Below are 25,275 nucleotides of genomic sequence, written 5' to 3'. Positions count from 1 at the left end.
CGTGACCAGTGGAAACGACCACAGCAATGAGCCCGGCCGGCCGGACCCGAATCCGGATTGGTGGCAGGGCGCGCCCACGCAGGAGCCGACCTGGCAGCCGCCGCAGCAGCCCGGTTACGCTGCGCCGCAACCGAATCCGGGCTGGCAGCAGCCCGGCTACGGGCCGCCGCCGACGACGCCCCTCACCGGCGGGCCGTACGGCCAGGACTATCCGCCCGCACAGCCGCAGTACCCGCCGACGCAGGCGTTCGGCGCGCCGCCGGGCTCGTTCGGTGCGTCGCAGGGTTACGGGGCGCAGCCGGGCTATGGGCAGCCACCCGGCTACGGTCAGCAGCCGCCCTATCCGCCGCCGGGCGACGGCAAGCGCCGGGTGTGGCTGTTCGCGGGCATGGGCGTCCTGGTGCTGGCGATCGTCGCGGCGGTGGTGGTCGTGGCACTGGTAGACAAGAACTCGAACGAGCCCTCGGCGAAGTCGAATACGACGCCGTCGCTGATCAGCGCGCTCACCTCGACCACGGCCAAGCCGACCCAGTCGGGCCGGCCGACGCCCGCCAAGACCACAGGCCCGAAGGCGACCAGCACACCGACCGCGGTGATTCCCGGGTACCAGGTGGTCACGATCCCGGACAACGGTGCGGCCTATGACATTCCGACGACCTGGAAGGTGGATCGCACCGGGCAGAGCGCCTTCGGCAGCGGCGCGGACAGCATTCCGGTGGCCGGGCTGGCGCAGGACGGCATCGAGTACTGCCCGAAGTATGTGCGCACCAACGTCTTCCTGACCCAGTCCGACGAGACGGACCCCGCCAAGGCTGCCGCCGATATCGGTACCCGCATGGGCCGCATCGGATGGTCCACGTCCACCGGGGCGACGCCCGGCGCGCCGGAGTCGTTCCAGTCCTCGGACCGCCAGTTGCAGGGTATCTACTTGGAGACCAAGGGCAATGCTCCGGCTCCGGCGGCGGGCTGTGCCTCGACGTATTCGGTCTACACTTTCGCCTTCCCCGGAGATAGCGGCGCTTTCGTGTTCACCATCGCCGCGGATACCGGGGTGGACCAGTCGGTGGACGCGACCTTAGCGAAGAAGATTCTCGCCAGTATCCGCCCGATCCAGTAGGCGGCGGCACGACTCGTCAGACAGGGGGTCCGACGATGAGCGGTGGAACCGACGGTCAGGACATCGATCCGGAGAAGACGACATCCAGCGGGGACTGGTGGCAGGGACCGGTGCGGGACCGGTCCCGGCCGAGCCCGCCACCTCCCCCGTATCCACACCCGAGCCCGAATCCCTATGTCTCCGGGCCGAATCCGGTCTCCGGGTCCAATCCGGTCTCCGGGTCCAATCCGGTCTCCGGGCCGAATCCGGTCTCCGGGCGCAATCCGCAACCGGGTCCGAGTCCGTATCAGTCCGGGCCGCACCCCTACCAGTCCTCGCCCTATCGCTCCGGCCCGAATCCCGTTCCGCCGGTGTCGAATTCGTATCGCACGGGCTCGGCGCCGTTCGCGTCCGCGCCGCCGGGCGGCCCGTCGCCGTACTCGGGTGGCTACGCACCGCCGCCGGGCGGCGATCGGGGGCGGGTGTGGCTGGTGGCGGGTGTCGGCGCGCTCGTGGTGGTGATCGTGGCCATTGTCGCGATCGTGATCGTGATGAACGATTCCGGTACCAGCGCCACGCCGACCACCACCAAGCCCACCTCGACCACCAGACCGCCCAGTTCGGCGCCTCGCACCACCACGACGACCCCCGCATCGACACTGACGCCCCAGATCCCCGGTTATCAGGTTGTCGTACCCACGGATCTGAAGGCGGCCTGGGACATCCCCAAGGACTGGACCATCGATCAGACCACGACCAAGTACGGCACGGACGCCGACAGCATTCCCGCCGCGGGCTTCAGCGAGGAGGGCGCCGACTACTGCCCGGACAATGTGCGCACCACCATGTTTCTGTCCACCTCCGATATCTCGGACGCCGCCGCGGCGGCCACGGACGTGGGCGCGCACGCCGCGCGCCTGGGCTGGTCCACCCGCACCTCGTTGAACGCGGGGGCCGCCCAGTCCCTCGACACCACCGACGGCACCCTGCACGGCACCTTCCTGGAGACCAGCGGCAACTTCACCGCCCCCGCCGGATGCGCCACCTCATACTCGGTGTACACCTTCGCCCTCAGCGTCGGCGATGGGAAGGGTTCGCTGGTACTGGTGATCGTCGCCGACACCGGGGTGGATCGCTCGGTCACGGCCGATTTCGCGCGTAAGCTGTTCGCCACTTTTCGCCTGATTTAGAGCATCTGACCAGCCGATTTAACGTCTGTACGGCCAGTGCGCTAAGCTACTGCAGGTTCGCTTCACGGGGTGTGGCGCAGCTTGGTAGCGCGCTTCGTTCGGGACGAAGAGGTCGCAGGTTCAAATCCTGTCACCCCGACTGTGTGGTTGAGACACAACTCGGCCCCCGGCTCTTTCGAGAGCCGGGGGTTTTGTGTTTTCTGGATTGTTTGCGTGGTCAGCCCGCGACCGGGCGAAGGCGCGTGCCGCCCAGACGATCCGCGTGAGCGGTGAGGATGGCACGCAGTGCGGTGGCCGACGCCGCGTCCGCGGGGGTGAGGACCGTAATGCTGTGGTCGGCCCCGTCCGGGCTGGTGAGGTTGTCGTAGCAGACCGTCAGGTCCCCCGCCTCCGGATGCCGGATGCGCTTGGCGCCGTGGCTGCGGTCCTGCACGGTGTGGTCATCCCACCAGACGGCGAATTCGGGGCTGTCCGTGCGCAATTCGGCGATCACCTCGCGCAGGCGCATGTCGTCGGGGTGGCGGGCCAGATTGCGGCGCAGGTTGCCGACCGTCTCGCGGGCCACGCGGTCCCAGTCCAGCTGGGTGCCGCGGGTGGCGGGATCGAGCAGGGTCAGGCGGGCGACATTGATGCCGGGTCCGAAGCCCGGGCCGAACAGTGCCGCGGCGGCGGTATTGCGAGCCAGCACGTCCAGGCGGAAGTCGGTCAGGTAGGCCGGAAGCGAGGGCATGCCCTCGAGGATGGCGAGAAGCGACTCCGGCGGGTCGGCCGGCCGGCGGGTGGGCGGCTGCGCGCCGCGGGCGATGAGGTGCAGGTGCGCGCGTTCGGTATCGGTGAGCCGCAGAGCGTCGGCGAGGGCGTCGAGGATCGCGGCGCCGGGGGTGCCGACGCGCCCCTGTTCGAGGCGGATGTACCAGTCGATGCTGACCGCGGCCAGCTGTGCCACCTCCTGCCGTCGCAGGCCCGGAGTGCGCCGCTGACCGAGGTTCGGCAGTCCTACTTGCTCGGGTGCCAGCCGCCCCCGCATGGCCCGCAGGAAGGCGCCCAGCTCCCTGCCCGATGCCGCAGTGTCCACGCGCACTCCTTGTCTCCGAGGTCCGGCACCGCCTTGTGCCGCCCGCCCAAGCCTAGGGCGGCGGCCGGGTAGCACGCGGAATACCAGGCTGCGGACGATCTCCCTGGCGGTTCGGGATTCCGGGATTCTCTTGTTGCCATCAGAGCCCAGAGGAGAACCGCCATGCATCCCATCGCACGCATCGTTTCCGCGACCCTCGCCGTGGCGGCGCTGCTGTCCGCGGCCGCCTGCGGCAGCGGCAAGGATTCGCCATCCGCCACCCAGACCTCGAATCCGGCTCCGTCCGTTCAGGTTCGGGCCGTGGTCCCCGCGTCGGCCGCCCAGTTCACCGTCACCACGCCCGATGCCGCGTCCGGCCGCGCCTTCCCCGCCGACTTCTACGCGGGCTCCTTCGGCTGCACCGCCGCCAATCACGCGCCGCGCCTGCAGTGGTCCGGCGCTCCCGCCGGGGCGAAGAGCTTCGCCGTCACCATGTTCGACCCGGACGCCCCGACCGCCGCCGGCTTCTGGCACTGGATGAACTGGGATATACCCGCCACCACAACCGATTTCACCACGGGCACGGCGGGCGTCGCGGGCGTCAATGACGCCGGCGTCCCCGGCTACCTGGGCCCGTGCCCGCCCACCGGCGACCGCCCGCACACCTACCAGATCTCGGTCCTGGCCCTGGACATCCCGACCCTGGACCTGCCCGCCGCCACCACCCCGACGGTGGTGTCCTTCTCCATGGGCTCCCACATCATCGGTGTGGCGCGCACGACCTTGACCGCGCGGCGGCCCTGACCCGGAACGCGGGCAGGGTCCCGGCGAATCGCCGGGACCCTGTGTGGCGGAGCGGTTTTCAGCCCAGGCGCAGGCGGCGCATGAGGCGCAGGGTGACCAGGGTGGACTTGAGCTGTTTGTCGTAGGGCATGGAGGCGCGGGCCGCCATGATCTGCTTCTTCTGCACGCCGACATTGATGGTGTCGGTGTACTTCAGGATGCCGGCCGCGCCGTGGCGGGTGCCGACGCCGGACTGCTTCACACCGCCGGATGGGGTGCCCTTGGCGGCGTAGCTGGTGACGAAGCCGTCATTGATATTGATGGCCCCGGCCTCGACGCGCTCGGCGAGTTTCGTTGCGCGGTCGATGTTTCCGGTCCAGATGCTGGCGTTGAGGCCATAGGCGGTGTCGTTGGCGAGCGCGACGGCCTCGTCCTCGGTGGCGTATTTGTAGATGCTGACCACGGGCCCGAAAGTCTCCATGGTGGCGTGGGCCATGTCCTTGGTGACGCCGGTGAGCACGGTCGGCTCGAAGAACGCGGGGCCGATATCGGGTCGGGGGTTGCCGCCGGTGACGACGGTCGCGCCCTTCTCGCGCGCCTCCTCGACGTGTGAGGCGACGCGCTTCATATGATCCACCGAGACCAGCGAGCCCATCTCGGGATCGAAGTCGTAACTGGCGCCCATCTTTCCGGCGAGCTCTTCGGCGGCTGCCACGAAGCGGCGCAGGTACTCGTCGTAGATGCGCTCGTGGACGTAGATCCGCTCGATGTGCATGCACGCTTGGCCGGTGTTGCCGAAGACTGCGAACAGGGCCGAGGGGATGGCCTCGTCGAGGTTGACGTCGTCGAGCACGATCATCGGGTTCTTGCCGCCGAGCTCCAGGCTGCAGCCGATGAGGTTGCGCCCGGCCTGCTCACCGATGGCGCGACCGGTGGCGGTGGAGCCGGTGAACATGACGAAGTCGACATTGTCGATCAGGGTGGGGCCGACGTCGGGGCCACCGCCGCAGACCACCTGGATGAGCCCGCGCGGCAGGCCCGCCTTGTGCAGCAGCTCGATGCCGTAGAGGGTGCACAGGGCGGTCTTGTTGTCCGGCTTCATGATCACGCCGTTGCCCGCCATGAGCGCCGGGGTGGAGTCGGACATGGAGATGGCGAAGGGGAAGTTCCACGGCGCGATGACCGCGACCACGCCCTTGGGCCGGTGCTCCTCGGTGGAGGAGGTGATGACCGGCATCGGACCGCTGCGCTTCTTGGGCTTGAGGGTCTTCTCGGCGGTCTTCAGGTAGTGCGCGATGACCATCGGCGTATCGCACGCCTCCTCGATGGCCATGCGACGCGCTTTGCCGCAACCGATCTGAATCAGGTCCGCGATCGTCTCGATTTCGGAGAGAATCATTTCGTGCGCGCGCTCGAAAACGGCGAGGCGGTCCTTGAGCGGCCGGGCGGCCCATTCCTTCTGGGCGGCGCGGGCGAGCTCGGCGGCGGCTTTCACGTCCTCGGGGGAGGACTGCGGCAGGTAGCCGACGACATCGCCGGTGTAGACCTCGACCATCTCGAAGGGCTCGCGGGCCTCGCCGGCCTTGCCCGCGGTCACCATCGCGGTCAGCCGATTGATGAGGGGTTCCGTGACGCGCGGCGGAAGTTTCGCCTTACTCGTTGTGCTCATGGGACTCTCTCCAGTACTTGCCGCCCGTGACGGCGGTCACCATGCTCCAAACTAGAACACGTTATTGTTCAGGACAACGGCGCGGGGTAGTTTCGTGCCGGAATCTTGGTTCGTCCATGTGGAAAGAAGGGTCGGCGATGACCGCAGCGACTGCTGAAACAAGTAGCAACACCGAACCGCACGCCCTGGTCGAGAAGCGCGGCGCGACGCTGATCGTCACCATGAACCGCCCCAAGTCCAAGAACGCTCTCACCGGCGAGATGCTGGCGATCATGACCGAGGCGTGGGACACCGTCGACAACGATCCGGAGATTCGCTCCTGCATCCTCACCGGCGCGGGCGGCGCGTTCTGCGCGGGCGCGGACCTGAAGAACATGAACAAGCGCAGCCCCGACGACGGCATGAAGGAGGGCAGCGCCTTCGATCCGTCCCGCATGCCCGGCCTGCTCAAGGGTCGGCGCCTGACCAAGCCGCTCATCGCGGCGGTGGAGGGCGCGGCCATCGCGGGCGGCACCGAAATCCTGCAGGGCACCGACATCCGCATCGCGGGCGAGAGCGCGAAGTTCGGTGTGTCCGAGGCGAAGTGGAGCCTGTTCCCGATGGGCGGCTCGGCGGTGCGGCTGCCGCGCCAGATCCCCTACACCGTCGCTGCCGAGCTGCTGCTGACCGGCCGCCACATCACCGCGACCGAGGCGCTGAACTTCGGCCTCATCGGCCACGTGGTGCCGGACGGGACCGCGCTGGACAAGGCGCTCGAGATCGCCGAGCTGATCAACAACAACGGCCCGCTGGCCGTGCAGGCGATCCTGAAGGTCATCCGCGACACCGAGGGCATGCACGAGGAAGAGGCGTTCAAGATCGACGCCAAGGTCGGCCTGCCCGTCTTCCGCAGCAATGACGCGAAGGAAGGCCCGCGCGCCTTCGCCGAGAAGCGCACGCCCAACTTCCAGGGGAACTGAGGAATTCCGGGGACTGTCCCCCCGGAGGGATGTGGCGACGGTCCTCTCCCCTCGCCACATCACCGTCAGTGGGCGGCCAATTCCTCGCCGAGGAATCCGCCGGACTGGTGCCGCCACAGTTGCGCGTACGTACCCTCGCCACGCAGCAACTCCTCATGGCTGCCCCTTTCGACGATCCGCCCGCGATCGAGCACGATCAGCTGGTCCATGCCGGCCACCGTGCTCAACCGGTGCGCGACCACCAGCGCCGTACGCCCTTCCATCAACTCCCAGAGCGCCTGCTGCACAAGATTTTCGCTCTCGGAGTCGAGTGCGCTGGTGGCCTCGTCCAGCAGCAGGATCGGGGCGTCGCGCAGGATGGCCCGCGCGAGCGCGACCCGCTGGCGTTGCCCGCCGGACAGTTTCACGCCTCGCTCGCCGATGAGCGTGTCCATGCCTTCGGGCAGCCCGTCCGCGAATTCGGTGACGTGCGCGGCCTTGGCGGCGCGCCGCACCTCCTCGTCGGTGGCCTCGGGCCGCGCGAAACGGATGTTGTCGCGTAGCGTCCGGTGGAACATGGCAGGGTCCTGCGGCACGTAGGACAGCAGGCTGCGCAGATCACGCTGGCGTAGTCGCGAGATGTCCTGTCCGCCGATGCGAATGACGCCCCCGTTGACGTCCATCATCCGCAGCAGCAGCTGGGCGAGCGTGCTCTTGCCGCCGCCCGACCGGCCGACCAGGCCGATGCGCGCGCCGCTGGGCACCTCCAGATCCAGACCGCGGAACAGTGGCGGCGCGCCCGCGTGCGCGAAGTCCACCCGCTCGAACCGAATGTCGGAGCCCTTGGGCCGCAACGGTTCCGGCTCGGCCACGTCGAGAACGGTCGGCGATTCCAGCAGCAGTTCGGTGAACTGTGCGGCCTCGGTGGTGGAGCTCTCCAGCCGCCGGTAGATCTGGTTGAACCGGAACATGATGCCGGTGGCGTTCCAGTAGTAGGTGAAGGCCACCATGATCACCTCGACCGAGGCGTGCCCACCGCCGATGCCCAGGGCGATCAGCAACCCGGAGACGTTCACGATCACCATCAGCGGCGTCACCGCGGTGTCGATGTAGAGATTGTTGTAGTCCCAGGAGCGCAGCGACTTTCGGCGTTGCACCGCCACCCGCCGCCGATGCTCCTCGATCTCCTGCGGTTCGGCCGCGAAGGCCCGCACCGCCTGCATGTTCGACAGGGTGTCGGAGACGTGCCCGGAGACCCGCGCGATGGCGGCCTCACGGTCGTCGACCAGGTGCTGACGGCGGCGGATCAGCGGGGCGACCACGATGCCGCTCACCGTGATCAGCCCGAGCAGCACGATGACCAGCATCGGGTCGTATCGCCACAGCACCACCGACGCGAAGCTCAACGGCACCAGCGCGGCGACGATCTCGAAGGCGAAGGTGTCGGCGAATTCCTCGAACCGGGTCGCGAAGCTCAGGGCGCGCTTGGTCAGCGAACCCGCGAAGTTGTCGTGGAAGAACGCCGAATCCTTGGCCAGCAGTTCGTCCATGGCGATGTTGTAGAGACTTTCGATGCCGTAGGCGTCGAGGCGGTTGAGGCAGTGAATGCCCAGGCGCCAGAACACTTCCGACAGCAACAGCAGCGCGCCGAACCCCAGTACGTACGGCGCGAGCGCGCCGATCGAGGAGTCGCCGGTGGCCGCCACCTTGCCCACGATCACCGCGACCAGCAGTGGTGCGATGTAGAGCTGGCAGATATTGCCGAGGGCGGGCCCCAGCATGGCCGGAATCGTGATTGCCTTGCGCCGGGCCATCTCCCGGCCGTAGTAGCGCAGAACCAGCCTGACAGCGGATGTGCGCGAACTCATCCATCCCCTCTCGAATCGGTACTTCGAGCAGTGCAGACAGCCCAGAGTGCCTGGTGGGGAGGTATGACGCCACTGAATTATTGCTGGTCGATGGCTGGATACGGGCGCTGGGCCGCCGCGGAGCCCGGCCGTCCAGCGTCGGGAGCGGATGCCGATCGGAGCACGTGCCGGCATCCACGTTCGCAGGTGATCATCCGGTGGGGTGCACAGAGCGCCGGACGATGGCGCGCGCCACGTTCGGCAGGAAGCGCCGCATCAGGTAGGCCGGGCGGGCTTGTCCGGGCAGCAGGAACAACGGCGACTTCGGTTTGGCCAGCGCCTTTTCCAGCGCGTCGACGATGGCCTCCGGTGCGCTGCCGCCCGCATTGCCGAGCACGGTGGCGTTCTCCTTGCGGACCGCGGCCAGGAAGGGGGTCTCCACCATGGGCGGACACAGCACGAGCAGTCGCACGCCGGTGTCGTGCAGTTCGTAGGAGAGGCTGTCGGCGAAGCCGACCACCGCGTGCTTGGACGCCGTGTACCCGGCCATGCCGGGCGAGGGCAGCCAGCCGGCCAACGAGGCGAACAACACCACGGTGCCCGCACCGGCCTGCTTCATGGCGGGGATGACGGCCTGGCAGAGGTTGACGGTGCCGATGTAGTTGATGTCCATCATCTTCCGGAGCTCGGCCACGTCCTGGTCGAGAACGGAGGCGTGCACATGGGCCATCCCGGCGGCATGCACGAGGCGGTCGATGGCGCCCAGTTCCGAGCGCACCTTGTCGACGACGGCGCGGACCTGCGTGGAATCGGACACGTCACAGGTGTAGGTGTGGGTGTTCGGCGAGCGCGCGGCCATGGCGGCCAGTCCGTCGGCGTTCAGGTCGACCGCCGCCACCTGCCAGCCCGCGGCGGCGAGTCGTTGCGCGACGATGCGGCCCATGCCGCTGGCCGCTCCGGTGACGAGTGCTGTCCGGCTCATCGGGCCTCCCGGTTGCGCAGTACCGTCGCGGCGTCCTCGAATGTCATGCGGAGCGCGCCGATCCGGCTGGAGAACAGTGCGCGCGCGGGGAGTCCCAGCGCGCGCAATTGCCCGGAGACGGGATGGTCCCCGAGTTCGATCCGCGCACCGCCCGGCCGTCCCCGGACCTGGCCCGGATTCATGACCCACGGTGTGCGCCGCAGTATTCCGTTGCGGTGGGTGTAGGCGTCGATGGACGCCCCGCCCGCGCCGCCCGGCATGGGGAAGCCGTCGGCGATCCGCAGGGCGAGCACGAACTGTCCGTCGACGCGCACCTCGCAACGGTGCCCGCGGCCGTCGGGGGTGATGTCGATATCCGCCATGAGCTTCGGGAATCCCCAGATCGACTGTCCCGCTTCGCAGGTGAAGCTCTGGTTCACCGGCAGCCAGTGGATGTAGGCGCCGGTGCTGTTCTTGCGGCCGGGCTGTCTGGTCATGAGCGAGAAGGCGAACTCGTGGTACGGCCCGAGATCGCCGTCGACGTAGCGCACGAAAGCCAGTGAGAGCACGGCCTTTCCGGGCAGCGGTGTGATCGGCTCCAGCCCCGTGCCGGCCAGCAGGCCGCGGGCCGCCGCCGCGTCGACGAGGAACAGCGCCGAGCTGGCGTCGGCGTGCCGGATTTCCACCGGCATGCGGACCTGTTCGCCGAGTACGGTATGCGCCTCCACCATGTTCGAATTAGAACAGGTTTCAGTCTTCCGGGGTGGGGGTTTCACAGGGTTTCTCCGCTCCTCGGTCACCCGGCCGCGCTTCACCGTTCAGCCCGCCTCGTGGTCGGGCGTCCGCTCGGCCACGTACGCCTTGGCCCATCGATAGTCGGGCTTGCCGCTCGGCGTGCGCGCGACGGTGTCGGCCACCCAGATCCGGCGCGGCAGTTTGTAACCGGCGAGCCGCGCGCGCACGTGCTCTTCGAGGGCGGTGAAGTCGATCTCGCTCTCGGCCGCGGACACCACGGCGGCCACCAGCTCTCCCCAGCGTTCGTGCGGCACCCCGATGACGACGGCGTCGTAGACGGCGGGATGGGCCTTGACCGTGGCCTCGACCTCCTCCGGAAAGACCTTCTCACCGCCGGTGTTGATGACCATGTTGCCGCGGCCGATGAGCGTGACCGAGCCGTCGGACTCGACGCGTGCGCGGTCATCGGTGATGACCATGCGCACCCCGTCCACGGTGCGGAAGAGCTCGCCGGTCTTGACGGGGTCCTTGTAGTAGCCGATCGGCACATTGCCGGTCTTGGCCACCCAGCCCTCACCGCCCGGCGCGACCGGCTGCCCGGCATCGTCGACCACGAGCGCCCCGCGCCCGGTGGTGACCCGCGGCGCGCGGGCCGGGTCGTCGTCCTTCCGCGCGAATCCGATACCGCCGAAACCGGTTTCGGAGGAGCCGATGGATTCGGTGACCAGGGTGTTCGGGAACAGTTCCAGCAGCGCGTTCTTCACCGGCTGGGTGAGCTGGGCGGCGCCGGAGCCGATGGAGATGAGCGAGGACGCGTCCACGGGGGCGGCCCGGTAGGAGTCCACCAGCGGGCGGGCGATGGCGTCGCCGGTGACCACCAGGACGTGGGGCCGCTCCCGCGCCACCACCTGCCACACCTCGACGGGGTCGAAGCGGGGCTGGAACAGCACCGTATTGCCGGACCACAGAGCGGTGAAGGTCGGCATCATGGCGGCGGCGTGGATGAGCGGCGGCAGCACGAACCAGGTCATGGGCGAGGAATTCTGAGCCCCCGCACGGGACTGCTGGTACTCGTCGGCGACCGGTTCGCCGGTGTAGAAGTCGATGCCGCCGCCGAGCACCCGCCACATGTCCTCCTGCCGCCAGATGACGCCCTTGGGCAGGCCGGTGGTGCCGCCGGTGTACATGATGAAGTGGTCGTCGGCGCTTCGCGGCCCGAAATCCCGGTCGGAAGAGGCGGATTCGAGAGCGGCCTCGTAGGAGACGGAGCTGCTGGGCACTCCAGCTCCGCCCTGGTCGTCCTCGACCACCAGCGTGTGCCGCAATGTGGGCAGCTGCGCCCGGATCTCCTCGATCAGCGGGGCGTAACAGCGGTGATGCACCGCCATCTCGAGGTCGGCGTTGTCGTAGACGTAGCGCAGTTCCTCCGCGCGATACCGGTAGTTGATATTGACCGGCACCGCGCGAATCTTGTAGCAGCCCAGCAGTGTTTCCAGCGTCTCGATGCTGTTGTGCATGTGGAAGCCGATATGCGTGCCCGGCCCCGCCCCGGCGGCGGAGAGGTGGTGGGCCAGCCGGTTGGCGCGGGCGTCGAGTTGGGCGAAGGTGAGCCGGCGCGGGCCCTCGATGACGGCGGTCCGGTCCGGCACGGCGTCGGCGGAGTGTTCGTAGAGGTCGGCGAAATTGCACGCCATGGCCGTATCTCCTGGTGTGTTCCGGCTACAGAACGGTGAGCGGCAACGGGGCGCCCCGGTCGGTGAAGGTGAAGGCCGCCCCCGAGCTGAACCGGGTGATGGCGACCTCGTCGGCTTCCCGGAAGGGCAGGTCCGCACAACGGATTTCGACGGTGAGACCGCACTCGCCGACGGATCGGACAGCGGTGTGGAAGCGGGGGTTCACCCCGCGCACCAGCGCGTCGAGCGGGGCCAGGTGCTCGGGATCGAGCAGCGCGGGCCACGCGCCGTCGTCCATCGCGCCGCAGGCCCGGCCGATGCGCAGTTCCACCAGCTGTCGGCCCCCGATGGTCTCGCTGGAGACCTCGATGTCGACATAGGCGGCCGGATTGAACGCCGGGTGCAGGCGCAGGACCTTGGCCAGCGCGGCGGCGTCGTCCCCGAGTCCCAGCGCCTTGCGAATGCGCTCGGAGGTCAGCCCGGCGATACCGGTCCATTGTTTGCGCAGGATATCCAGCGCCGTTTCGGGTTTCGTCCGCGCCTCGACGGCGGCCTTGTACCCGAGGGTGAGCAGATGGTGTTGCAGGCACACCTCGTCGGCGATCCGGATGAGCGCCGAGCGGGAGAAGTCCTCGAAGCGCAGATCGCTCAGCAGTGGACCCGAATAGTCCTGCTGCCCGGGATCTTCCGGGTCGATGGGTGCCAGCACCGTGGCGGCGGCCTCGGATCCGGCCACCACGTGCGCGTCGTCGGGCGGCGCCGGCGGCTCGTGCGCGGGATCGATGGTGACCGTCCACGCGCACACCGGCCTGCGGTCGGCGGGCTCCCGGGGTGGCCGGTGCACGGGGCGGACCCGGGCGTGCGGATTGGTGGCCAGTGCGGTCGCGTCGAAGGTCGGGTCCTCGATGTCGTGGCACATGGAGACCACGAACTCGGTACCCATGGGTTCCACATCGGCGAGCGCACCGCAGTGGTCGAGATGGAATTCGCCGTGGTCGTGGTCGATCACCCGGTAGCGGAAATCCATGAATTGCGGTGGCGCGCCGATGTCGAGCTGGAAGCCCTTGAAAATGGCGTCCACGCCGTCGCCGGTGATATCGAGCGCGCGCTGCATGCGCCGGGTGTAGACCGGACTGGCCAGCCGCCATTCGTCGATGGCCACCGCGGTCATGCCCCCGCGGCCGAGCGCGCCGAGCACGTGCGCCATGCCGGAGCGGTCGATGAGGTGGCCGCACAGCAGCAGTTCCGGAACCAGCAGGGCCAGTTCAGATCTGGTCAGCGAGTTGAATCTGCTGTTCACCACAGGGGCACCGGTCCCTCTCCGACCGGGTACCAGCCGGGCAGCGCTCGGCCCGACGCCGCCCGCTCCATGCGCTTGCGCATTCCGGGCGACAGCGCGTCGTTCGAGATCATCTCCACGAAAAGCGCTGTGACATTGCCGAAGTCGAAGAAGTCGCGCTGCCACGACCACTGATAGTCGCCCGCGTAGCGGAACCAGCTGCCGCCGATGCCCTCCGGGCTGTAGGGTCGGCCATCCGCCCGCCGGCCCTCATTGACCTGCTTCCAGAATCCGATGACGCTGCCGCTGCGCTCATCGACCACGAATTCCTGATACGGGTAGGTCCAGCCTTCGAGGCCGAACATCTCCTGGCCGAGCGCGATATCGCGAATCTCGTCGCGGCCGACGGCCATGAATTCCTGCTGCGGGCCGTAGTTCCAGCCGTAGGTGGCGTCCTCGGTGTAGAAGTGCGCGAGGGGCTTCCAATCGCCGAGCGCCTCACACTGCTCGTTCTCCTCCACCCAGCGGCGGATCATCTCGTCGAGTTCTTCGCGGGACCAGCTCACCGCGGCCTCCTTATTCTGCTGCGCTGTCGTCGACCAGCGACAGCGCCCGGGTCGGGCAGTAGCGGACGGCGGCGCGCGCCGCCTCCAGGTCGGCGCCGGGATCGGGGCGCAGGATCCGGACCTGCCCGTGCTTGGGCACGTGGAAGAGTCCGGGGGCCTCGTCCTGGCAGACGGCGTGGCCCTGACAGAGATCGAGATCGACGACCAGACGCATCAGGCGCCCTCCTTGTTCTGTATCGGCGCTTCGGGCTGGACCTCCACCAGCACCAGGTGCGCGCCGCGCGGGGTGGAGACGACCGCGGTCACGGCCGCCGCGAGATCCGAGGGCCGCAGGAACTGCGGGTGCCGGGCGAAGCCCCATTTCACCCAGTTCTCCAGTAGCGGACCGACCACTTCGGGGGTGGCCTGCATGCCCATGCCGGTGAGAGTCTGACCCGGGCGGACGATGGACGAGCGCACGCCGGTGCCCTCCAGCTCCATGCGCAACTGGGTCGCGAAGGCCTCCACACCGCTCTTGGCCGCGTTGTACGCGCCCGCGCCGGGCCGCACCCGGACCGCGCAGTCGGAACCGATGACGACGAAGTCGCCGCGCTGCCGTTCGATCATCCCCGGCAGCACCCGGTGCGCGAGGCGCTGCGCGCCGACCAGATGCACGCGGACCTGGGATTCGAAGACGTCGGGGTCCATTTCCCAGGCCTGCCCGAACTCCAGATCGCCCGCACCGGAGACCAGGATCTCGGTGGGCCCCAGCGCTTCCTCAGCTGCGGTGACGAATTCGTGCACCGACCCGGTGTCGGAGACGTCGAGCCGCCCGGCGAAGGCTTCACCGCCCTCCGCGCGAATCTTCTCGGCGAGGGTCTCGCAGATCTCCACCCGGCGCGCGCCGAGCGCGACCGGATGCCCCAGGGCGGCAAGGGCTTCCGCGGTAGCGGCGCCGATTCCGGAGGAAGCGCCCGCGACGATGGCCGGGCGGCGGGCGGGATGCGGTGCGAAACGTGCCATTACCGAACCTCCACGGCGACGGGCAGATGGGCGAAACCGCGGACATTCACCGAATGCACGCGCTGGACACCGGATTCGCCGATGCCGTAGGCACGGACGCGAGCGGCGAACTCCCGCAGCACGATCGACGCCTCCAGCCGCGCGAGATGCGCGCCGAGGCAGAAGTGCACGCCGCGGCCGAAGCTGATCAGCCCGCCTTTGTCGGGGCGTTCGATGTCGTAGCGGTCCGGATCGTGGAAGACGGCGGAATCGCGATTGGCGGAACCGACGAGCAGCAGCACTTTCGCGCCCCGCGGGATGGTCTGTCCGTAGTACTCGAGATCTTCGGTGGCGGTCCGGGCGAGAATCTGGCTCGAGGCGTCATAGCGCAGCGTCTCCTCCACCCAGTCCTCGACGATTTCCGGGTGCGCGGCGACCCTGGCGTACTGCTCAGGATGCCGGCCCGCCCAATACAGCGCATTGCCCAGCAGTTTCGTGGTGGTCTCGTTCCCCGCGACCACCATCAGGAACATGAACCCGAGGATCTCCTCGTCGGTGAGCCGGTCCCCGTCGGCCTCGGCGTCGAGCAGGGCGGAGGTCAGATCTTCGGTCCGTCGCCGCTTCCGGGCCATGAGCATCTCGTTGTAGTAGCCCGCCAGCTGCAGGGCCGCCTCCATGGCCGCGACGGGCACATCCAGCACACCTTCCTCACGATGCACCAGCAGGTCCGCCAGTCTGCGCAATTCGGCGCGATCGGATTCCGGGACGCCCAGTAGTTCGGAGATGACGTCCATGGGGACCTGGCCCGCCACCGCGTCGATCCAGTCGAAATCACCACCGGCCAGCGCGGGTTCGAGGTAGCGCAGGGTGATGTCGCGGATGCGGTCGCTCATCTCGGTGACCCGGCGCGGGGTGAAGCCCTGATAGACCAGCTTGCGCAAGCGCAGGTGCCGCGGGTCGTCCATGGCCAGGAAGGACATGGTCCGCCATGCGTGCGGCCCCCAGGCGGCGGGGTCCAGCGAGACGCCGTTGGCACTGGAGAGCTTGATGTTGTCTCGGAAGCCGGCCGTCACATCGACGTGCCGGGACAGCGCCCAGAAGTCCAGGCCGGGATGGTGGTACACCGGCGCCTCGGTGCGCAACCGCTGGTACACGGGGTAAGGGTCCTCGTGGATGCGGTAGTCGTAGGGGTCGAACAGCAGCGGCTCTAGGGAGGCTGCGGTCATGGTGTGTGCACCTCGTATTCGGTAACGCGTTCATCGGCTCTGACGAACGTTTTCCAGCAACGAAGACACGCAGCTGGACATGTGTCTGTACGGTACTAGCGACGGGATGGCCTGACAACGGGATCCCGCGAACCGAATCGGCAACGGACGCGCAAACTGAAACAGGTTCTTGCGTACCCCCGAGCCGCGAATCTATAGTCCGTACACGTGTCCGGACAGCATGGGAGCTACCTATGAGCCCGAGCGATCTCGTCCCCGACGGCGGTTCGCACCTGCTGATCGGCGGCAAGTTGACGCCCGGCGGCGGCGGCGTGTTCACCACCGCCAACCCGGCCACCGGGGAAACGCTCGGCTATGCCGCCAATGCCGACGCCGCCGATATGGATGCGGCCATCGCCGCCGCCCGCACCGCCTTCGACACCACCGACTGGTCGCGCGATCCGGGTTTTCGCGCGACCTGCCTGCGACAGCTGCGGGATGCCCTGCGCAGCCACCTCGAGGACCTGCGCGAGATCACCATCGCCGAGGCGGGCGCCCCGCGCATGCTGACCAGCGGGCCGCAGCTGGAGGGCCCGGTCGGCGATCTCGGATACTTCGCCGACCTCGCCGAGAACTACGCATGGGAAACCGATCTCGGCATCGCCTCGCCCATGGGGATCAAGAGCTCGCGACTGCTGCGGCGAGAACCCATCGGCGTCGTGGGCGCGATTACGCCTTGGAACTTCCCGCATCAGATCAATTTCGCCAAGCTGGGCCCGGCGCTCGCGGCGGGCACCACTGTGGTGCTCAAGCCCGCGCCCGACACTCCGTGGTGCGCGGCGGCCGTGGGACGGATCATCGCCGAGGAAACCGATATACCGGCCGGAGTGGTCAATATCGTCACCTCCGACGACCACGAGCTGGGCGCGCAGCTGGTCACCGATCCGCGGGTGGACATGATCTCGTTCACGGGGTCGACACGGACCGGCAAGGCCGTCATGGCCGCGGCGGCGGCGTCGCTGAAGAAGGTGTTCCTGGAGCTGGGCGGCAAGTCGGCGTTCATCGTGCTGGACGACGCGGATCTCGCTGCGGCGGTCAGCTATGCGGCGTTCGGGGTGTGCGTGCACGCCGGGCAGGGGTGTGCGATCAGCACCCGGCTGCTGGTGCCGCGGACGCTGCACGATCAGGCGGTCGAGGCGGCCGCGCGCACCCTCGCCAATATCGCGCCCGGTGACCCCGCGAAACCCGCAACCGTGTGCGGCCCCGTCATTTCCGAGCGGCAGCTGGCCCGCGTCGAGCGCTACCTCGATATCGCGCGCGCCGAGGGCGGCACCATCGTGACCGGCGGAAAGCGGCCGGACCGCGTGGGCGGATGGTTCATCGAGCCGACCCTCATCACGGGTCTGCCCAATAGCTCCACCGTGGCCCAGGAGGAGATCTTCGGGCCCGTCCTCACCGTCATCCCGCACGACGGTGACGCGGATGCCGTGCGCATCGCCAACGACTCCCCCTACGGTCTGTCCGGCTCGGTGTGGGGACGCGATCCCGAGCGGCTGCGCGCGGTCGTGGCGGGCGTGCGCACCGGGACGCTCAGCGTCAACGGCGGCATCTGGTATTCGGCCGACGCGCCCTTCGGCGGCTATAAGCAGTCCGGCATCGGCCGGGAAATGGGCGTCCTCGGGTTCGAGGAATACACCGAGACCAAACTCATCGCGACCGGCGTCTGAGGAGTATTGACATGGGCCGATTCACCGACAGGTCGATCATCGTCACCGGGGCCGCGCGCGGCATCGGCGCCGCCTACGCGCGGGCGCTGGCCGCAGAGGGCGCGAAAGTCGTTGTCGCCGACCTGAACAGCGAGCTGGGCGAGACCGTGGCGAAGGAGATCACCGCCGCGGGCGGGGTCGCGGTCTTCGCGCAGGTCGACGTGGCCGATCCGGCCTCCGCCAAGGCGGTCGCCGATTTCACCGTCGCCGAGTTCGGCGGCATCGACCACCTGGTCAACAATGCCGCCATCTACGGCGATATGAAGCTCGACATCCTGCTGACCGTGCCATGGGACTACTACAAGAGGTTCATGGCCGTGAATCTCGATGGCGCGCTGAATATGACGCGCGCGGTATACCAGCACCTCGCGGCGGCGGGCGGCGGGTCGATCGTCAATCAGTCGTCCACCGCGGCCTGGACCTACTCCGGGTTCTACGGGCTGGCCAAGGCCGGGATCAACAGCCTCACCCAGCAGCTGGCACATGAGCTGGGGCACTCCAAGATTCGGGTGAACGCCATCGCGCCCGGGCCCACCGACACCGAGGCCACCCGCGGCATCGTGCCGGAGAAGTTCGTGGATCAGCTGGTGAAGCAGATGGCGCTCAAGCGGCTCGGGACCACCGAGGACATGGTGGGGGCATGCCTGTACCTGCTGTCCGACGACGCCGCGTGGGTGACCGGTCAGGTGCTGAATGTCGATGGGGGGCAGGTCTTCCGGCCATGAGCGAGAATCGGGAAGTCTCGGTCGGGTTCATCGGGCTCGGCAATATGGGCGCTCCCATGGCGCAGCGGCTGGTCGAGTGGCCGGGCGGGCTCGTGGTGTGCGATGTGCGGCCGGACGCGGTGCGGCCGTTCACCGACGCGGGGGCCACCGCCGCCGGCACCCCCGCCGAATTGGGCGAGCGGTGCGGCGTCATCTCCGTGGTCGTCCTCGACGACGACCAGGTGCGCACGGTTGTGACCGGCCCCGACGGGCTGTTGCAGACCGCGAAACCGGGCACGGTGATCGCCGTGCACTCCACCATCTCCGACCGCACCGCCGTGCAGCTGGGCGCCGAATGCGCCTCGCACGGTGTGGAATTCGTGGACGCGCCGATCAGCGGCGGCGCTCCGGCCGCGCAGCGCGGGGCGCTGGCCGTCATGGTAGGCGGCAGCGGTGCCGCCTTCGACGCCGTGCGGGAACCGTTCGGGCGCTTCGGATCCCTGGTCATCCACGCCGGTGAGGTCGGGGCGGGCACGCGTATGAAGCTGGCGCGCAACCTGCTGCACTTCGTCGCGTTCACCGCGGCCTCCGAGGCACAGCGGCTGGCCGAGGCGGCCGGGCTGGACATCACCCAGCTCGGCAAGGTGGTCCGGCATTCCGACTCGCACACCGGCGGGCCCGGCGCGATCATGCTGCGGAAGACCACCGCACCGGTCGAGGCGGATGACTTCTGGTTCACCGTCCTCGGCCACGTCCGCGACCTCGGTGAGAAGGATCTGGCGCTGGCGCTGGATCTGGCCGGGCGGCTGGATGTCGAACTACCGCTGGCGTGGCGCGCATTGCACGATCTGGGTGACGGGCTCGGTGTGGGGCCCGGAGCGATTGCGAAGGAGCAGAAGTGATGGCATCGCGAAGCGATTCGGCCCGGGATGGCGGCGGGACGACGGGCGGGCGTGATGAGCGGATCCCCTCGGAGCAGCGGCAGCGGGGGTTGAAGAGGATGTCGGAGGTGTACGGGTTCGATCTGCCGAACCTGACCGATGATCCGTTCTTCGAGGTCACCGTCGACCACCTCTTCGGCGATATCTGGAATCGGCCGGGCCTGTCCATGCGGGACCGGCGGCTGCTGCTGCTCGGCGCCATTGTCGCGCAGGGACATTCGGAGATCGCCGAGATCCAGGTGGGCGCGGCCCTGCGCAATGGGGAACTCGACGCCGATCAGCTGCGTGAGATCGCGGTGTTCCTGGCCCACTACGTGGGCTGGCCCGCGGCCACCAAGCTGGACGGCGTCATCCGCAAAACGCTCGCCAAGGACAAGAAGAAGTAATCCTACCCGCAGTGAGGAATTCGAAGACAATGGCGGAAACCGCAAGCGTCCGGCCGCTTCTGGCCAGTGAGGTCGAATCCTGGGATTTCCGGGCCGATGTCGTGGTCGTCGGCTTCGGCATCGCCGGGGTGTGCGCGTCCCTCGAGGCCGCCCGCGCCGGGGCCGATGTCCTGGTGCTGGAACGTACCGGGGGCTGGGGCGGTGCGGCCGCCATGTCCGGCGGCTTCATCTATCTGGGCGGCGGCACCGCGCTGCAGAAGAAGCTCGGTTTCGAGGACACCGCCGAGAACATGGAGGCGTTCCTCACCGCGGCCCTGGGTCCCGGCGTGGACAAGGCGAAGATCCACGACTACTGCCAGGGCAGTGTCGAGCACTTCGATTGGCTTGTCGCCCAGGGCGTTCCGTTCAAGGAGGAGTTCTGGGGCGAGCCCGGCTACGAACCGCCGGGCGACCAGGGCCTGATGTACTCCGGCGGCGAGAACGCCGCGCCATTCAAGGACACCGTTCCGCCCGCGCCGCGCGGTCATCTGGCCTGGACCAAGGACAAGAAGCTGGGTGAGAAGGGCGGCGGCTACATGCTGATGGAGCCGCTCGCGCAGAAGGCCGACGAGCTCGGCGTGCGCCACGAATACGACGTGCGCATGCGGCGGCTCATCGTCGACGAGGCCGGGCGCGTGGTGGGTGTGGCCGCCACCCGCTACGGCAAACCCGTCCATGTGCGCGCCGAGCGAGGCGTGGTGCTGGCCACCGGCAGCTTCGCCTACAACCACGAGATGGTGGAGCGCTTCGCGCCCAAGATCTCCGGCCGCCCCGCCGCCACGGTCGAGGAGCATGACGGCATCGGCATCCGGGTCGCGCAGGCGCTGGGCGCGGATCTGGCGCACATGGACGCCACCGAGGTGGCGCTGATCGTGGATCCGCAGGTGGTGGCGCGCGGCATCCTGGTGAACGGGCGCGGACAGCGGTTCATCACCGAGGACACCTACCCGGGCCGCATGGGCCAGGCCGTGCTGCAGGAGCAGGGCAATCAGGCGTATCTCGTGATCGACGAGCTCGCGCTGGAGGAGGCGTTCGATACCCAGTCGTCCATGTCGTTCCTGCGCATCGCGCCGACCTGGGTGGCCGAGACGGTCGCCGAGCTGGAGAGCGAGATGGGTCTGCCCGAGCACACGCTCCAGGCCACCATCGACCTCTACAACCACCACGCGGCACAGGGCATCGACCCGTTCCTGAACAAGAAGACCGAATGGGTCAAACCCATCCGCACTCCGCTCGGGGCGTACGACCTGCGCGGCTACACCGGTGGTTTCACCCTCGGCGGCCTGCGCACCGATCTGGACTCCCGAGTCCTGCACGTCTCCGGCGAGCCCATCCCGGGCCTGTACGCCGCGGGCCGCGTCACCTCCGGCATCTGCGCCGGCGGCTACGCCTCGGGCTGTTCACTCGGCGACGGCAGCTTCTTCGGCCGCCGCGCCGGCGTCTCCGCCGCCAAGCCGCTCTGAAAGGTGCGCTCCCCCATGCGTTTCGGCATCGTCCTGTTCACCAGCGACCGCGGCATCAGGCCCGCGGCCGCCGCCAAGGCCGCCGAAGATCGAGGCTTCGACTCCTTCTTCGTCCCCGAACACACCCACATTCCCGTCAAACGCGAGGCCGCCCACCCGCAGACCGGCACCGCCGATCTCCCCGACGACCGCTACATGCGCACCCTCGACCCATGGGTGTCCCTGGGCACCGCGGCCGCCGTCACCTCCCGCATCGAGTTGTCCACCGCGGTAGCGCTGCCCACCGAGAGCGACCCCATCACGCTCGCCAAGACCATAGCCACCCTCGACCATCTCTCCGGCGGCCGTGTCACGGTCGGCGCCGGATTCGGCTGGAACACCGACGAACTCAGCGATCACGGCGTCCCCGGCAACAAGCGCCGCACCGTCCTGCGCGAGTACGTCGAAGCCATGCGCGCCCTGTGGACCCAGGAAGAAGCCTCCTACTCGGGTGATTTCGTCTCCTTCGGCCCCAGCTGGGCCTGGCCCAAGCCGATCCAGCCCCACATCCCCGTCCTCATCGGCGCCGGCGGCACCGAGAAGACCTTCAAGTGGATCGCCCGCTCCGGCGACGGCTGGATCACCACGCCCTACGAATCCGACGTCTCCGCCTCCACCGGCCTCCTGCTGAAGCACTGGCAGGAAGCAGGCCGCGAGGGGACTCCGCGGGTGGTGGCCCTCGCCTACAAACCCGACCCCGAAAAACTATCGGCCTGGGCCGAAGCCGGAGTCACCGACGTCCTGTACGGCCTCCCCGACAAACCCGAACCCGAGGTGCTCGCCTACCTCGACCGCCTGGCGGGCAAACTCGCGCCGCTCGGCATGGACACCCGATCCGCCTGACCCGCAACCGGCGATCACGCTGAATCGCTGATGTTCGACTAGTTGCAGGCGGCGATGCGCTGCAGAACGCGCAGAGCGCCGACGGCGGTGAGTTCCCGGAACTTTCCGCTGTCGGCGGCTCGACGGTGGAGAACGTCGGAGCCGCGGAGCGCGAGGAGGCCGCCGCCGGCGATCCAGTGCACCCAGTCGTCGTAGGCGTCGACGGCGGCGCTGTCGGAGGGCGGGTCGAGGATCAGGAGCAACCGCAATGGCGTACGCCATGTTCGGACGGCGTGCTCGTAGCTCTCGGATTCATCGGCCGAATGGGCGGCTATTTCGAGAATCGCGCCCTTGTTCGCGTAGGACCGGGCGGCTTCGGAGAATGCGCGGGCCTCGTCCGCAGAGAGGGTGCGGGCGATCCTGTCGACCAGTGTCGGCAATTCCCGAGGAATCGCGGAGAGCGCCGTGGTGGGCATTCGAAAGCCTTTCTAGGGGACGCTCATTCATGTGGATCGCGCAAATCGCGAGTTGCTCGGCGGGTCGAGCAATAGTAGCATCCGGACACGTGTCTGATCCCGCATCCGCCCGCCCAGCGGTGAGCATGGAGGCCACGCGTCGGCGTCTCACCGAGAAGCAGGCCGATACCGTGGACCGATTGACGCGGGCGGCCATGGATGTGCTCTCGCGGGAGGGATTCGCGGGGCTCACCGTGCGGATGGTGGCGGCGCAGGCGGGCGTGGGGACGGCCACCGCGTACACCTATTTCTCCTCGAAGGAACACCTGGTCGCGGAGATGTTCTGGCGGCGGTTGGCCGCGATGGAACCGCCCGCCGGAGACGAACCCGATTCGACCGCGCGGGTGCTGGGCGTCTTGCGGCAGATCGCACTGCTGCTGGCCGATGAGCCGGCCCTCGCGGGTGCGGTGACGGCCGCATTGCTGGGGACCGATCCGGATGTGGCGCATCTGCGGTTGCGGATCGGCAGTGAGATCCGGCGCCGGCTGATCGAGGCGCTGGGCGCGGACGCCGATCTCGAACTGGTGGAAACTCTCGAAATGATCTACGCGGGCGCGCTGGTGCGCGCGGGCATGGGCTATGCGTCCTACGCCGAAATCGCCGAGCGCATGGAAAGATCCGCGCTGCGCGTGCTGCGCCACTGAGATCCCTTGCTGTGCAATGGATTCCGTAGGACCGGCGACGGTCGTGCGCGGTGCGGCACCACCGCCGCGCACGACCGTCGGAAGGCTGAACGGCAGCCCCGAAGGCCTACAGCGCCGCCTCGATGGCGGCGACGATCGCCGGATCCTTGGGCTCGGTGCGCGGACGGAACCGCCCCAGCACCGCACCGTCGCGTCCGATCAGGAACTTCTCGAAGTTCCACTGGATGTCCCCGGCCTCACCGGCGGCGTCCGCGACCCGGGTCAGTTCCCGGTACAGCGGGATCCGGCCCTCACCGTTGACGTCGCTCTTCTCCAGCAGCGGGAAGTCCACTCCGTAGGTGGCGGAACAGAATTCAGCGATCTCCTCGGCGGTGCCGGGCTCCTGGCCCATGAACTGGTTGCACGGCACACCGATCACCGTGAAGCCCTGCGGCCCATAGGTCTGCTGCAGTTCGACCAGGCCCGAATACTGCGGGGTGAGCCCGCACTTGGAGGCGACATTGACCAGCAGGACGGCCTTGTCGCCGGCCAGTTCGGCCAGCGTGGTGGGCTTGTCGGAGAGCGTGCGCAGCGGAATCTCGCGAAGATTGGTCACAAGCACGAATACTAGAACGAGTTCGTTGGATGCACCGGTTCAGGAGTAACGCACCTGCCAGTGCTTGATCCCATTGATCCAGCCCGATCGCAGCCGCTGCGGTGGTGCGACCTCGGTGATTTCCGGCATGGCGTCGGCGATGGCATTGAACATCAGATCGATCTCCAGCCGCGCCAGATTCGCGCCTACACAGAAGTGGTTTCCGGTGCCGCCGAATCCGACGTGCGGATTGGGGTCGCGCTCCACATCGAATTCGAAGGGATGGTCGAAGACTTCCTCGTCGAAGTTGGCGGAGCTGTAGAAGAGCCCGACCCGCTGCCCCTCCAGAACGTTCTGCCCGCCGATTTCGGTGTCGCGCACAGCGGTCCGCTGGAATGCCGTCACCGGCGTCGCCCAGCGCACGATTTCGTCGGGCGCGGTGCGCGGCCGCCGCCGCTTGTAGAGATCCCATTGATCAGGATGGTCCACAAAGGCTTTCATGCCGTGCGCTATGGCATTGCGGGTGGTTTCGTTGCCCGCCACCGACAGCAGGATGACGAAGAACCCGAACTCGTCCGATCCCAGGGCCTCGCCGTCCACATCGGCGGTGACCAGCTGGGTGACGATGTCGTCGACCGGGCGTGACCGGCGCTCTTCGGCCATGTTGTAGGCGTAGCCGAGCAGCTCGGCATTGGCGGTCATATTGTTGCCCGCGAATTCCGGATCGTCATAGTTGAGCAGCTGATTGGACCACGTGAACAGCTTGTGCCGATCGTCCTGCGGCACGCCGAGCAGTTCCGCGATGGCCTGCAGCGGTAGCTCGCACGCCACCTGTTGCACGAAATCGCCGCCGCCGCTTGCTTTCGCCTCCCGGACGATCTTTTGCGCGCGTTCGGTGAGCGCGGTCCGCAATCCCTCGATGGCGCGCGGGGTGAACCCCTTGGAAACGATGCGCCGGATCTTGGTGTGCTTGGGCGGATCCATATTCACCAGCAGCGCTTCACGCCCCAGCTCGAGCTGCTCGGGTTCGGAGTCGGAGGGCATTCTGATGATGGAGCCCTTGCGATTCGAGGACCAGAGCTCCGGTCTCCGGGATATCTCCTTGACGTCCTCATGGCGGGTGATCACCCAGTAACCGTCGTCGTCCATGGGTGCGGCCTGCTCGGGTGTCTGCGCATTCCACCAGACCGGCGCGGTGCGTCGCAGCAGGGCGAACTCCTCAGCGGGACTACGGTCGGCCCAGAGTGCGGGATCGGTGAAATCGAATCCGGCCGGTATTGACGGAACAGACACTGTTCCTCCTCGGGCAAGGTGCCGCTATGATCACGAAATTGGAACGTGTTTCACATGAATTGAATCATGCCGACCTGCGGCCGGACAGCGTTTCCGGCCTTCGCTCCCGGCT

General features: G+C 68.2%; 25 protein-coding genes and 1 tRNA gene. 12 read left to right on the top strand and 14 right to left on the bottom strand.

The window, feature by feature from the left end; translation table 11 throughout:
- The first annotated feature begins 1 nt into the window (after position 1).
- The 3 genes from GLP40_RS05490 (at position 2) to GLP40_RS05480 (ending at position 2,425) form a co-directional block, all read left to right on the top strand.
- Entirely contained in the window at positions 2 to 1,117 is a 1,116-nt protein-coding gene (locus GLP40_RS05490) for a hypothetical protein (protein WP_154786685.1), read from the top strand.
- A 35-nt stretch (positions 1,118 to 1,152) separates the two neighbouring features.
- Positions 1,153 to 2,286 (top strand): hypothetical protein, encoded by a 1,134-nt coding sequence (locus GLP40_RS05485; protein WP_154786684.1) that lies wholly within the window; start codon positions 1,153 to 1,155, stop codon positions 2,284 to 2,286.
- A gap of 65 nt (positions 2,287 to 2,351) precedes the next feature.
- A tRNA-Pro gene (locus tag GLP40_RS05480) sits at positions 2,352 to 2,425 on the top strand.
- Positions 2,426 to 2,503: 78 nt separating this feature from the next.
- Here GLP40_RS05480 and GLP40_RS05475 read toward each other — a convergent pair.
- Positions 2,504 to 3,361: a helix-turn-helix transcriptional regulator gene (locus GLP40_RS05475; protein ID WP_328289720.1), complete on the bottom strand. Its 858-nt coding sequence runs from the start codon at positions 3,359 to 3,361 to the stop codon at positions 2,504 to 2,506.
- Between the two features lie 162 nt (positions 3,362 to 3,523).
- On the opposite strand from GLP40_RS05475, the gene GLP40_RS05470 reads away from it, so the two are divergent.
- On the top strand, positions 3,524 to 4,144 hold the full coding sequence (locus GLP40_RS05470; protein WP_154786682.1) for a YbhB/YbcL family Raf kinase inhibitor-like protein: 621 nt from the start codon (positions 3,524 to 3,526) through the stop codon (positions 4,142 to 4,144).
- A gap of 58 nt (positions 4,145 to 4,202) precedes the next feature.
- On the opposite strand, the gene GLP40_RS05465 is transcribed toward GLP40_RS05470, so the two are convergent.
- The gene (locus GLP40_RS05465; RefSeq protein ID WP_154786681.1) at positions 4,203 to 5,792 is read right to left on the bottom strand and encodes a succinic semialdehyde dehydrogenase; all 1,590 of its coding nucleotides are present in this window, start codon (positions 5,790 to 5,792) and stop codon (positions 4,203 to 4,205) included.
- A gap of 137 nt (positions 5,793 to 5,929) precedes the next feature.
- Between GLP40_RS05465 and GLP40_RS05460 the strand changes: the two genes are divergently transcribed.
- Positions 5,930 to 6,751 carry a crotonase/enoyl-CoA hydratase family protein gene (locus tag GLP40_RS05460; RefSeq protein ID WP_154786680.1) on the top strand — a complete coding sequence of 274 codons (822 nt, stop codon included), beginning with the start codon at positions 5,930 to 5,932 and terminating at the stop codon, positions 6,749 to 6,751.
- 65 nt (positions 6,752 to 6,816) lie between these two features.
- Here the strand turns inward: GLP40_RS05460 and GLP40_RS05455 are convergent, their stop codons facing one another.
- From GLP40_RS05455 to GLP40_RS05415, 9 genes are all read right to left on the bottom strand, one after another.
- On the bottom strand, positions 6,817 to 8,598 hold the full coding sequence (locus GLP40_RS05455; protein WP_230329247.1) for an ABC transporter ATP-binding protein: 1,782 nt from the start codon (positions 8,596 to 8,598) through the stop codon (positions 6,817 to 6,819).
- Positions 8,599 to 8,788: 190 nt separating this feature from the next.
- Complete coding sequence (locus GLP40_RS05450; RefSeq protein WP_154786679.1) at positions 8,789 to 9,559, bottom strand: SDR family NAD(P)-dependent oxidoreductase; 771 nt, start codon at positions 9,557 to 9,559, stop codon at positions 8,789 to 8,791.
- Positions 9,556 to 10,269, bottom strand: coding sequence for an acetoacetate decarboxylase family protein (locus tag GLP40_RS05445; protein ID WP_154786678.1), 714 nt, complete (start codon positions 10,267 to 10,269; stop codon positions 9,556 to 9,558). Before GLP40_RS05445 ends, GLP40_RS05450 begins: the two co-directional genes overlap by 4 nt.
- A gap of 87 nt (positions 10,270 to 10,356) precedes the next feature.
- A complete protein-coding gene (locus GLP40_RS05440) occupies positions 10,357 to 11,967 on the bottom strand; it encodes an acyl-CoA synthetase (protein ID WP_154786677.1) in 1,611 nt (536 codons plus the stop codon).
- Positions 11,968 to 11,992: 25 nt separating this feature from the next.
- Positions 11,993 to 13,246: a hypothetical protein gene (locus GLP40_RS05435; RefSeq protein ID WP_328289719.1), complete on the bottom strand. Its 1,254-nt coding sequence runs from the start codon at positions 13,244 to 13,246 to the stop codon at positions 11,993 to 11,995.
- The gene (locus GLP40_RS05430; RefSeq protein ID WP_154786874.1) at positions 13,243 to 13,761 is read right to left on the bottom strand and encodes a nuclear transport factor 2-like protein; all 519 of its coding nucleotides are present in this window, start codon (positions 13,759 to 13,761) and stop codon (positions 13,243 to 13,245) included. Before GLP40_RS05430 ends, GLP40_RS05435 begins: the two co-directional genes overlap by 4 nt.
- A gap of 40 nt (positions 13,762 to 13,801) precedes the next feature.
- Positions 13,802 to 14,005, bottom strand: coding sequence for a ferredoxin (locus tag GLP40_RS05425; protein WP_154786676.1), 204 nt, complete (start codon positions 14,003 to 14,005; stop codon positions 13,802 to 13,804).
- A complete protein-coding gene (locus GLP40_RS05420; protein WP_154786675.1) occupies positions 14,005 to 14,793 on the bottom strand; it encodes an SDR family oxidoreductase in 789 nt (262 codons plus the stop codon). Before GLP40_RS05420 ends, GLP40_RS05425 begins: the two co-directional genes overlap by 1 nt.
- Positions 14,793 to 15,998 carry a cytochrome P450 gene (locus GLP40_RS05415; RefSeq protein WP_154786674.1) on the bottom strand — a complete coding sequence of 402 codons (1,206 nt, stop codon included), beginning with the start codon at positions 15,996 to 15,998 and terminating at the stop codon, positions 14,793 to 14,795. The genes GLP40_RS05420 and GLP40_RS05415 overlap by 1 nt, the downstream gene beginning before the upstream one ends.
- 233 nt (positions 15,999 to 16,231) lie before the next feature.
- Between GLP40_RS05415 and GLP40_RS05410 the strand changes: the two genes are divergently transcribed.
- The 6 genes from GLP40_RS05410 to GLP40_RS05385 are packed head-to-tail and all read left to right on the top strand — an operon-like array spanning position 16,232 to position 22,158.
- A complete protein-coding gene (locus GLP40_RS05410) occupies positions 16,232 to 17,704 on the top strand; it encodes an aldehyde dehydrogenase (protein ID WP_154786673.1) in 1,473 nt (490 codons plus the stop codon).
- Positions 17,705 to 17,715: 11 nt separating this feature from the next.
- The gene (locus GLP40_RS05405) at positions 17,716 to 18,468 is read left to right on the top strand and encodes an SDR family oxidoreductase (protein WP_154786672.1); all 753 of its coding nucleotides are present in this window, start codon (positions 17,716 to 17,718) and stop codon (positions 18,466 to 18,468) included.
- Positions 18,465 to 19,349 carry an NAD(P)-dependent oxidoreductase gene (locus GLP40_RS05400; RefSeq protein ID WP_154786671.1) on the top strand — a complete coding sequence of 295 codons (885 nt, stop codon included), beginning with the start codon at positions 18,465 to 18,467 and terminating at the stop codon, positions 19,347 to 19,349. Before GLP40_RS05405 ends, GLP40_RS05400 begins: the two co-directional genes overlap by 4 nt.
- Positions 19,349 to 19,774, top strand: coding sequence for a carboxymuconolactone decarboxylase family protein (locus GLP40_RS05395; protein WP_154786670.1), 426 nt, complete (start codon positions 19,349 to 19,351; stop codon positions 19,772 to 19,774). The genes GLP40_RS05400 and GLP40_RS05395 overlap by 1 nt, the downstream gene beginning before the upstream one ends.
- Positions 19,775 to 19,803: 29 nt before the next feature.
- Complete coding sequence (locus tag GLP40_RS05390) at positions 19,804 to 21,276, top strand: FAD-dependent oxidoreductase (protein ID WP_154786669.1); 1,473 nt, start codon at positions 19,804 to 19,806, stop codon at positions 21,274 to 21,276.
- Between the two features lie 15 nt (positions 21,277 to 21,291).
- A complete protein-coding gene (locus tag GLP40_RS05385; RefSeq protein ID WP_154786668.1) occupies positions 21,292 to 22,158 on the top strand; it encodes an LLM class F420-dependent oxidoreductase in 867 nt (288 codons plus the stop codon).
- Between the two features lie 38 nt (positions 22,159 to 22,196).
- Here the strand turns inward: GLP40_RS05385 and GLP40_RS05380 are convergent, their stop codons facing one another.
- Entirely contained in the window at positions 22,197 to 22,613 is a 417-nt protein-coding gene (locus tag GLP40_RS05380; protein ID WP_154786667.1) for a hypothetical protein, read from the bottom strand.
- 119 nt (positions 22,614 to 22,732) lie between these two features.
- On the opposite strand from GLP40_RS05380, the gene GLP40_RS05375 reads away from it, so the two are divergent.
- A complete protein-coding gene (locus tag GLP40_RS05375) occupies positions 22,733 to 23,296 on the top strand; it encodes a TetR/AcrR family transcriptional regulator (RefSeq protein ID WP_328289773.1) in 564 nt (187 codons plus the stop codon).
- Between the two features lie 106 nt (positions 23,297 to 23,402).
- On the opposite strand, the gene GLP40_RS05370 is transcribed toward GLP40_RS05375, so the two are convergent.
- Positions 23,403 to 23,867, bottom strand: a complete 465-nt coding sequence (locus GLP40_RS05370; RefSeq protein ID WP_154786873.1) for a glutathione peroxidase — start codon at positions 23,865 to 23,867, stop codon at positions 23,403 to 23,405.
- A 63-nt stretch (positions 23,868 to 23,930) separates the two neighbouring features.
- Positions 23,931 to 25,163, bottom strand: coding sequence for a cytochrome P450 (locus GLP40_RS05365; protein WP_328289717.1), 1,233 nt, complete (start codon positions 25,161 to 25,163; stop codon positions 23,931 to 23,933).
- Positions 25,164 to 25,275: the final 112 nt, after the last annotated feature.

Source organism: Nocardia aurantiaca (genome assembly GCF_009708175.1).
GTDB lineage: Bacteria > Actinomycetota > Actinomycetes > Mycobacteriales > Mycobacteriaceae > Nocardia > Nocardia aurantiaca.
Note: the sequence above shows the minus strand (reverse complement) of the source record. Positions and strands in the feature narration are given on the sequence as shown.

Excerpts from the sequence above, each read along its gene's own strand:
- GLP40_RS05400 (WP_154786671.1), top strand. The coding sequence starts at position 18,465 with ATGAGCGAGAATCGGGAAGTCTCGGTCGGGTTCATCGGGCTCGGCAAT.
- GLP40_RS05385 (WP_154786668.1), top strand. The coding sequence starts at position 21,292 with ATGCGTTTCGGCATCGTCCTGTTCACCAGCGACCGCGGCATCAGGCCC.
- GLP40_RS05390 (WP_154786669.1), top strand. The coding sequence starts at position 19,804 with ATGGCGGAAACCGCAAGCGTCCGGCCGCTTCTGGCCAGTGAGGTCGAA.
- GLP40_RS05405 (WP_154786672.1), top strand. The coding sequence starts at position 17,716 with ATGGGCCGATTCACCGACAGGTCGATCATCGTCACCGGGGCCGCGCGC.
- GLP40_RS05380 (WP_154786667.1), bottom strand. The coding sequence starts at position 22,613 with ATGCCCACCACGGCGCTCTCCGCGATTCCTCGGGAATTGCCGACACTG.
- GLP40_RS05420 (WP_154786675.1), bottom strand. The coding sequence starts at position 14,793 with ATGGCACGTTTCGCACCGCATCCCGCCCGCCGCCCGGCCATCGTCGCG.
- GLP40_RS05460 (WP_154786680.1), top strand. The coding sequence starts at position 5,930 with ATGACCGCAGCGACTGCTGAAACAAGTAGCAACACCGAACCGCACGCC.
- GLP40_RS05440 (WP_154786677.1), bottom strand. The coding sequence starts at position 11,967 with ATGGCGTGCAATTTCGCCGACCTCTACGAACACTCCGCCGACGCCGTG.
- GLP40_RS05485 (WP_154786684.1), top strand. The coding sequence starts at position 1,153 with ATGAGCGGTGGAACCGACGGTCAGGACATCGATCCGGAGAAGACGACA.
- GLP40_RS05470 (WP_154786682.1), top strand. The coding sequence starts at position 3,524 with ATGCATCCCATCGCACGCATCGTTTCCGCGACCCTCGCCGTGGCGGCG.
- GLP40_RS05455 (WP_230329247.1), bottom strand. The coding sequence starts at position 8,598 with ATGAGTTCGCGCACATCCGCTGTCAGGCTGGTTCTGCGCTACTACGGC.
- GLP40_RS05445 (WP_154786678.1), bottom strand. The coding sequence starts at position 10,269 with ATGGTGGAGGCGCATACCGTACTCGGCGAACAGGTCCGCATGCCGGTG.
- GLP40_RS05425 (WP_154786676.1), bottom strand. The coding sequence starts at position 14,005 with ATGCGTCTGGTCGTCGATCTCGATCTCTGTCAGGGCCACGCCGTCTGC.
- GLP40_RS05415 (WP_154786674.1), bottom strand. The coding sequence starts at position 15,998 with ATGACCGCAGCCTCCCTAGAGCCGCTGCTGTTCGACCCCTACGACTAC.
- GLP40_RS05395 (WP_154786670.1), top strand. The coding sequence starts at position 19,349 with ATGGCATCGCGAAGCGATTCGGCCCGGGATGGCGGCGGGACGACGGGC.
- GLP40_RS05430 (WP_154786874.1), bottom strand. The coding sequence starts at position 13,761 with ATGATCCGCCGCTGGGTGGAGGAGAACGAGCAGTGTGAGGCGCTCGGC.
- GLP40_RS05450 (WP_154786679.1), bottom strand. The coding sequence starts at position 9,559 with ATGAGCCGGACAGCACTCGTCACCGGAGCGGCCAGCGGCATGGGCCGC.
- GLP40_RS05465 (WP_154786681.1), bottom strand. The coding sequence starts at position 5,792 with ATGAGCACAACGAGTAAGGCGAAACTTCCGCCGCGCGTCACGGAACCC.
- GLP40_RS05410 (WP_154786673.1), top strand. The coding sequence starts at position 16,232 with ATGAGCCCGAGCGATCTCGTCCCCGACGGCGGTTCGCACCTGCTGATC.